This window comes from Tateyamaria rhodophyticola, assembly GCF_047777875.1.
Taxonomy (GTDB): domain Bacteria; phylum Pseudomonadota; class Alphaproteobacteria; order Rhodobacterales; family Rhodobacteraceae; genus Tateyamaria.
This window is the reverse complement of sequence record NZ_CP180519.1, coordinates 1,175,097-1,182,500: the sequence shown is the minus strand read 5'-3', so window position 1 is coordinate 1,182,500 and position 7,404 is coordinate 1,175,097. Positions and strand designations below refer to the sequence as shown.

At 52.9% G+C, this 7,404-nt stretch carries 7 protein-coding genes and 2 rRNA genes (1 of these 9 cut by a window edge); 7 read left to right on the top strand and 2 right to left on the bottom strand.

Annotated features, from left to right (window positions below; genetic code table 11):
- The 4 genes from ACERHN_RS07370 to tnpB form a co-directional block, all read left to right on the top strand.
- Positions 1–1,417: ribosomal RNA gene (locus ACERHN_RS07370) — 23S ribosomal RNA — on the top strand (it extends 1,411 nt beyond the left edge of the window).
- 96 nt (positions 1,418–1,513) lie between these two features.
- A 5S ribosomal RNA gene (gene rrf / locus ACERHN_RS07365) occupies positions 1,514–1,628 on the top strand.
- 376 nt (positions 1,629–2,004) lie between these two features.
- Positions 2,005–2,439 (top strand): hypothetical protein, encoded by a 435-nt coding sequence (locus ACERHN_RS07360; protein WP_415921992.1) that lies wholly within the window; start codon positions 2,005–2,007, stop codon positions 2,437–2,439.
- Positions 2,440–2,501: 62 nt separating this feature from the next.
- Complete coding sequence (gene tnpB, locus ACERHN_RS07355) at positions 2,502–2,786, top strand: IS66 family insertion sequence element accessory protein TnpB (protein WP_415921991.1); 285 nt, start codon at positions 2,502–2,504, stop codon at positions 2,784–2,786.
- A gap of 98 nt (positions 2,787–2,884) precedes the next feature.
- On the opposite strand, the gene ACERHN_RS07350 is transcribed toward tnpB, so the two are convergent.
- Positions 2,885–3,421 (bottom strand): hypothetical protein, encoded by a 537-nt coding sequence (locus ACERHN_RS07350; protein ID WP_415921990.1) that lies wholly within the window; start codon positions 3,419–3,421, stop codon positions 2,885–2,887.
- A gap of 77 nt (positions 3,422–3,498) precedes the next feature.
- Here ACERHN_RS07350 and ACERHN_RS07345 point away from each other — a divergent pair, with 77 nt between their 5' ends.
- Both ACERHN_RS07345 and ACERHN_RS07340 read left to right on the top strand, forming a co-directional pair.
- Positions 3,499–3,795, top strand: a complete 297-nt coding sequence (locus ACERHN_RS07345) for a hypothetical protein (protein ID WP_415921989.1) — start codon at positions 3,499–3,501, stop codon at positions 3,793–3,795.
- A gap of 114 nt (positions 3,796–3,909) precedes the next feature.
- Positions 3,910–4,230, top strand: coding sequence for a type II toxin-antitoxin system prevent-host-death family antitoxin (locus ACERHN_RS07340; protein WP_415921988.1), 321 nt, complete (start codon positions 3,910–3,912; stop codon positions 4,228–4,230).
- 138 nt (positions 4,231–4,368) lie between these two features.
- Here the strand turns inward: ACERHN_RS07340 and ACERHN_RS07335 are convergent, their stop codons facing one another.
- Positions 4,369–5,838: an alpha/beta fold hydrolase gene (locus ACERHN_RS07335; protein ID WP_415921987.1), complete on the bottom strand. Its 1,470-nt coding sequence runs from the start codon at positions 5,836–5,838 to the stop codon at positions 4,369–4,371.
- Between the two features lie 277 nt (positions 5,839–6,115).
- Here ACERHN_RS07335 and ACERHN_RS07330 point away from each other — a divergent pair, with 277 nt between their 5' ends.
- Complete coding sequence (locus ACERHN_RS07330) at positions 6,116–7,252, top strand: collagen-like protein (RefSeq protein WP_415921986.1); 1,137 nt, start codon at positions 6,116–6,118, stop codon at positions 7,250–7,252.
- The last annotated feature ends 152 nt before the right edge of the window (positions 7,253–7,404 follow it).

Sequence of the window (7,404 nt, the reverse complement as noted above, 5' to 3'; positions counted from 1 at the left end):
GTAAGCCGACCCCTAAGGCGAGGCCGAAAGGCGTAGTCGATGGGAACCAGGTTAATATTCCTGGGCCAGGAAGATGTGACGGATCATGAAGGTTGTTCACCCTTATCGGATTGGGTGGGCCGCTGATTGGTTCCTGGAAATAGCCTTCCATTAGATCGTACCCTAAACCGACACAGGTGGACTGGTAGAGCATACCAAGGCGCTTGAGAGAACTATGTTGAAGGAACTCGGCAAAATACCTCCGTAAGTTCGCGAGAAGGAGGCCCGGTTCCTAGGCAACTAGGGGCTGGGGGCACAAACCAGGGGGTGGCGACTGTTTATTAAAAACACAGGGCTCTGCGAAGTCGCAAGACGACGTATAGGGTCTGACGCCTGCCCGGTGCCTGAAGGTTAAAAGGAGAGGTGAGAGCCTTGAATTGAAGCCCAGGTAAACGGCGGCCGTAACTATAACGGTCCTAAGGTAGCGAAATTCCTTGTCGGGTAAGTTCCGACCTGCACGAATGGCGTAACGACTTCCCCGCTGTCTCCAACATAGACTCAGCGAAATTGAATTACCTGTCAAGATGCAGGTTTCCCGCGGTTAGACGGAAAGACCCCGTGCACCTTTACTACAGCTTCACACTGGCATCAGGCCATGCATGTGCAGGATAGGTGGTGGGCTTTGAAGCAGAGACGCTAGTCTTTGTGGAGCCACCCTTGAGATACCACCCTTGCATTGCTTGATGTCTAACCGCGGTCCGTTATCCGGATCCGGGACCCTGTGTGGCGGGTAGTTTGACTGGGGCGGTCGCCTCCTAAAGCGTAACGGAGGCGCGCGAAGGTTGGCTCAGAGCGGTCGGAAATCGCTCGTTGAGTGCAATGGCAGAAGCCAGCCTGACTGCGAGACTGACAAGTCGAGCAGAGTCGAAAGACGGCCATAGTGATCCGGTGGTCCCGAGTGGAAGGGCCATCGCTCAACGGATAAAAGGTACGCCGGGGATAACAGGCTGATACTGCCCAAGAGTCCATATCGACGGCAGTGTTTGGCACCTCGATGTCGGCTCATCTCATCCTGGGGCTGGAGCAGGTCCCAAGGGTACGGCTGTTCGCCGTTTAAAGAGGTACGTGAGCTGGGTTTAGAACGTCGTGAGACAGTTCGGTCCCTATCTTCCGTGGGTGTAGGATACTTGAGAGGAGTTGCCCCTAGTACGAGAGGACCGGGGTGAACGATCCACTGGTGGACCAGTTGTCGTGCCAACGGCAGTGCTGGGTAGCTATGATCGGACAGGATAACCGCTGAAGGCATCTAAGCGGGAAGCCCCCCTCAAAACAAGGTATCCCTGAGGACCGTGGTAGACCACCACGTCGATAGGCCAGAGATGTAAGCGCAGTAATGTGTTCAGTTGACTGGTACTAATTGTCCGATAGGCTTGATTTGATCCAGTAGAAGCAAGACTTCGATGGATCGAAAGCATACACATCACAGTCGTACGCGACTTGGACCACATTGTTGATTTTCAGAGGGCTTTTTCGGTTTGGTGGTCATAGCGCAAGCAAAACACCCGGTCCCATCCCGAACCCGGCCGTTAAGTGCTGTTGCGCCGATGGTACTGCGTCTTAAGGCGTGGGAGAGTAGGTCACTGCCAAACCTAAAAAGCCCTCTGTATATCTCTCAGACGATGTTTCAAAAAAGCCGCCTCTCAGTGAGGCGGCTTTTTTGTATTTCGCCGTATAATTCCCTTGCCGTCGGTAGTCTCTGAGCCATCCCGCGCTGCTAGATCGCGCTTTTGGTGCAAGCAGGTCGCCTTGACCGTGCTCGCAGCCTACGAATGGCAGCATTGTGTATTGAAGAATGCGCGATAAAGCGCTGTGTTGCCTGACCCGAGGGACTGACGTACTCATAGTGTGACTTTGAGGAACACGCCGTGCCCGCAAACAACTGTAAGCGGTGCAAATGACCCCTTAATTGGCCCCTGATCAGCAAACCCATCGAGGTTTATGATGTCCCAAAAGGATACAGGCATCATGAACTCGCAAAACTTGGGTGACCTCGCAAGTGATCAGAAAATCCAAAACGTCTTCCACGCTTTCGGCTACTCCATCCCGATTGGGAAAGATGGCCGTCGACTTTGGCCAACAAAGTTCAAGCGTGCCCTGGGGCAGCGTATGAGGTCGGGGGAGCTACCGATCAGTGACGTGCAGAAGACTTGTCAGATCTCAGACAAGACAGCTTACAGTTGGCGCAAAGGTGGCTCTCGAAAGTCGTCGCACAAGCCACAAAAAGCACAACAGCCCGCCACCTCTTTTGCTGAAATCAAGGTCGAGCCTAGTAAGCCAGCTTTGCCGCCTCAGACACATCAGATTGTTTTCAGACGCGCTGGATGTGAAGTCTTATTGCCACCAAGTTATCCTATTGATCAACTGGTCCAGTTGATCAGGGCGTTTGAAGGTCGGCCGTGATTTCTCCGGCAGGCAACTTCAAATTCTACGTGGCTACCAAGCCCGTTGATTTTCGCAAAGGCATGGATGGCCTTGCCGCCATTGTCATGAACGAGTTTCAGCTTGATCCCTTCAACGGTGCCATCTTCATCTTTCGTTCGAAGCGGGCGGATCGCCTGAAGCTGATCGTATGGGACGGAACCGGACTCGTGATGACCTATAAGCGGATCGAGGGAAAGGGCTTCGAATGGCCACGCATTCAAGACGGCGTGATCACTCTTAACAAATCTCAGTTTGAGGCCTTGTTCGAGGGCCTCGACTGGAAGCGGGTCACTGCCAGAGCCACCCGGCGCCCTGTAGCGGTCTGACGCAAGGGGCGCCGAGATGGAGCACTTTAACGAAGCGAACGATGAGAATGATGAACTGGTACACAGCTGATCCGCATTTCATGCATGAGAACGTGATCTCATTCTGCGATCGCCCATTTAAGTCGGTCGATGAAATGGATGCCATTCTGCTGGAAAACATGCATGCGGTTGTGAAGTCCGAGGACGAGCTTTGGATTGTCGGCGACTTTGCGTTTGGACCCAAAGCCAAAGATGAAGCAAAGCTCGCGAAGATCTTTGAGTAATTGCCCGGAGCGAAAAAACACCTGGTCGTCGGCAACCATGGCTTGGCGCCCACATTGGCGCTGCCGTGGGACAGCGTTCATCACTTGGCCGAAGTAAGAGATGGGACACACCGACAAGCGCACACATTGTGCCACTATCCGATGATCACCTGGAACCACGCGCGGCGGCAGGCGCTGCACATGTTCGGCCATGTCCACAACAACTGGTTGGGCTCCCGCAATGCCGTCAATGTCGGCGTCGATGTCTGGGATTTCATGCCGGTTTCGTTTGAGCAGGTTGCAGAGCGCGCCGGCAAGTTGCTGCCAAACAAACACCTTATCGATGTCGAGCCGGGAGTTGATGGCAGATGACAACAGAAAAGATGTATCCACTCTCAGACTATCCCGTCCTGAAGAGGCTATCAGAGCGCATATCACGCGACACTGAACTCGATCTGGAGGACGTTAAGTTGTTCTACGAGATGGTAGCCACCGATGATGACCGGGCCGACATGGACGAACATGAAAGAGGCTTCGCAGAAGCCGTGTTGGCCAGCCGACACCGACAGAACCCACAACCGTCAGTTCCCTTCAAGGCCAAATGCCCGCATTGCTCGGACGTGATCATCAGCTGGCACGCATCTTGCATCGACGTGCCGAGGGGCGAAACGCGTGGCATCGCTTATTGCGGTTGCGGCCGAACCGCTGCCGACAGCTCCGACATGGACGGCATGGGCCGCATGATTGAAGTGAGACAGAAGGATTGAAAGATTCAGCAAAGAACATGCGCACCGGCTGCATTCACACCATCAGTTTTAAACGCCAGAACTTCGTGACGAGCATCGTGGCTTGCCTTGGCAACCAGACGCGAGGGATGTGACTTGGCCGATCTGGAGCTATCAGACATTCCTGAGGTCGTTTTTGCTGAGCTGCAGAACTTAGCAATCCGGTCGGAAATGTCAGTCGAGGAATACGCAAAGGACCTCATCTGCGACGCGGTCGCGGAACACTGGCAAAGTGGTGAGGATGAAATAACGATTGGACAACTGCAGGCAAATCTTGACGCGATCTTGAGGGTCGTAGAGCAAAAGCCTGTTTTCATCGTGAAGAACAATGGCGAGCGATATGTCCTGCTATCAACCAAAGAGTTTGACCGCATCAATGGTCCGCGTGAAGATTGGCGACCCTCAACACCGGTGTAGATCAGCTCAACGCATACACTGCTTACCTGGCGCGGCTGCTCCAGTTGCAAGTAGCGGAGCCCTTGTTCGGCAACAGAAAACTACAATTGTGCTCGCAACCTACGACCATTCGGTGAAGAGTGGTGACGCTCAAGCGTTTCAATAAATTCGCGTTTCGTCCAAGAATAGTGAATCAAGAATGTCATCGAATTTTTGACCCAGCACAAAGTGACCGGCGTCCGGAAACTCCGTAAATTTAGCATTCTGCAGTGAGGCTGCCAGAATGGCTACGCCCGTTGGTCGGCTTAACGGATCCTGCTTACCATGGATAAAATGAATGGGTACATCGGTTGAACGCAGTTCCTGCAGCCAATTCGACTGAAGTAAGGCAAATTCATCAATTGATGCATGTTTTGCGCTGTTTGCGATGAGACGCAACCATTTCGCCAGATTAAGTTCTAGGAAAGCTGCTTCGACTGTTTGTAGGTCAATCTGTGAATCTCGGAACATGAATTTCAATGTTTTAGTCGCGATTGAACGATTACGAGCAATAGCATTGTAGATACGAGCTGTCCCAGCCACGACTCGCCAATCCGCCTTAATTCTTTCCGATAACTCAGATAGAACGCTCCCGGCACCCAACGAGGCGCCATTTCTCGACACCTCAGGAATTGCAGTGAGGATCAACTGGCTAACAGCGTTCGGATAGCGGTAAGCGAACCGAGAAGCCCAAGAGCCGCCAGCACTCTCACCAATGCAAATTACCGGCTCATCACAGAGGATATCTACTGCCTCAGCAATTATTTGAAGAGTGAATGCCTGGTCACGATCGAACGCAGTTCTTTCATACGCGAAATGTCTTGGCACCATCAGCAATCGAAGGTTGCGATGCTTTAGCCTTTGAACGAAGCCCTTGCTGAAAATGATGGGGGCTACCATGCTATGAAAGAACAAGAGGGGCTGCCCCCGCCGAGCGCCAAAGTCCCAGATCGGGATGTCTCTGCATTCATCTAACGAAATGTTGTGGACGACCACATCTCGGCCCCAGCAATCGCGGGCGAGGCTAGTTTCGGGATTTACTCGGTGGGGGCGGAGTATCTCCTTCAATGCGTGTGCTGAGATATCAAGCGATAGATCTCTTAGGAGTGAGGCTTGGTTCTTTGCACATGCTTTTCCTAAGACTTGACGAATTTGCTTTCGCTTAGTGTCGTAGCCAGCGCCCACTCTTTCTGCAGCAGCCTTCAGATCACATCCGCTAAGGAGAAATGAAACAAGTACATATTCACTCTGTGTGAGATGAAGGTCGAGGTTTCTGGATATCCAGTCTTTGCTGACTGAAAGAGCGACGGCACTGACATCCTCTGGCGCATGCGGCCAGTGATCCATTCGGTCATAGATGTAGAGCAATTGGTTGTCTGCAACGAAGAACCGGGGGCCGCGACCCCTATTTTTGAACTCGGCTACTTGTTCGGGTAGCAATGCGCTTTCACCACCAACCAACTTGTCGACGAGTTTTCTTCCAGTGTAGTCGTAAAGAGTAGCCGGGAACCCAATATCGCCAAAAGTCGTATGAAAGAAGCGATCGCAATCGCGCAACCTTTCTTCTAACACCAATGCCTCACCGCCCATTTCGCGCCAAGTCGGGAGCCCTGACTGAATGATCTCTGCGAGTTTCGATGGGACGGATCTAGCGTTCTTCATTTCGCAAATTACTCACTATTCGTATTCGAAAAACCTAGTGCCAAAAATTGGCAATTTTTCGGTGTTTTGCGAGGTACGAACTTATGGTGCCTCCAAATTCCTTGAAGCGTGCCCCCTTTTAGGGGGGCGCATGATTACTCTCCAACACGCACCCTACCAAGAAGGTCAAAAGGACCTTCACATTCAAGAATAGGAGAGAATCGAGATGGAATACAACGAAGTTCAAGCGGTCGTGGATCCAATACTGTCCACCGGAGATGCTCAACTCAGTATTGGTCAGGAAGGACCGGAGGAGCTGGTGCAATCAAAGATCTTTGTAAAGCGGTTGGATGTGCACGACGTCGTAACGATCACGCATCCCGACGGCCCAGAAAACCCAGTTGCGGTCCTATGCGAGAGAGTTTTCTTTCATTCAAAGGGAATGATCCAATCTGATTCAGAGATCATATTTTTCGCAGATTATGCGGAGGGATATGTTTCGCTTCAAAATTGTGCTGGGCAACATGCTGTTGATATGGAGCCAATATCTGGGATCCCTGACACAGTGCCAGGCGCGGCTGCACAGGGCGCGCAGGGAGCAAATGGAAGGAGTGCCACTCAAGACTGGCTGACTTTTCATAGCGCGCGTTCTGGACAACACGGCGGCCCGGGGGCGAACGGTGCAGAAGGGCGTGTTGGTTTCACAACGCAAAACAAAGCCGACGGCTCACATGCAAGAGACATCACCATTTTCGTCAAAGCATTCCATCCTTCTTCGATATTGGAGATTAACGCACGTGGCGGAGATGGTGGCGATGGTGCGACTGGTGGCATTGGAGGCAAGGGCCAAACGGGTGGAACTGGCGGAACCGGTGGCAGAGGTGGTAACGGTGCTCACTGGTCGCCAGCGAAACGAGGAGGCAACGGAGGCGCTGGCGGAAATGGTGGCCGTGGCGGTCGTGGTGGACAGGGAGGTCCTGGCGGCGATGGAGGAAATGGTGGCGATGTACTGATCTATGCTCTCAATGGGAACAGCCTGGGAATTATTGAAATCATCAACAACAGCGGAGGCAAGGCAGGCGTTGGCGGACAGGGCGGTGACGGCGGACAGGGCGGAGAACCAGGAGCTCGTGGCCATGGTGGGACCGGCGGAGATGGTTCAGCGTTTAGAACGGATGGGCCAAACGGGCTAGCTGGATCGTTTGGTGCTCGCGGAAACAAGGGTCCTCAAGGTCCGAGAGGCGACGACGGAAGCAAAGGTATAGACGGTGATATCAACTACGAACCACGTAAGGTTGTGACCCATGTTGAGCCGGAAGTTGCAAAGACCGTGGCAGATAGAGTGGCTGCTCTGGCAGCATAACAATTGGACACAAATCCTCTGGCTGGACCGCCTCGGCGGTCCAGCATTCTTGAGAATAAGGCCCATGCCGCGCGGCGATTGCCACTAGCGCCGAACGATCTCGCAAGGAGTAATATCTAATTTTGGCATAGCTGGTTCAGGACCAAACGATG

Coding starts and splice junctions, on each gene's coding strand:
- ACERHN_RS07360 (WP_415921992.1), top strand. CDS start 2,005: ATGAACTCGCAAAACTTGGGTGACCTCGCAAGTGATCAGAAAATCCAA.
- tnpB (WP_415921991.1), top strand. CDS start 2,502: ATGGATGGCCTTGCCGCCATTGTCATGAACGAGTTTCAGCTTGATCCC.
- ACERHN_RS07335 (WP_415921987.1), bottom strand. CDS start 5,838: ATGGGCGGTGAGGCATTGGTGTTAGAAGAAAGGTTGCGCGATTGCGAT.
- ACERHN_RS07330 (WP_415921986.1), top strand. CDS start 6,116: ATGGAATACAACGAAGTTCAAGCGGTCGTGGATCCAATACTGTCCACC.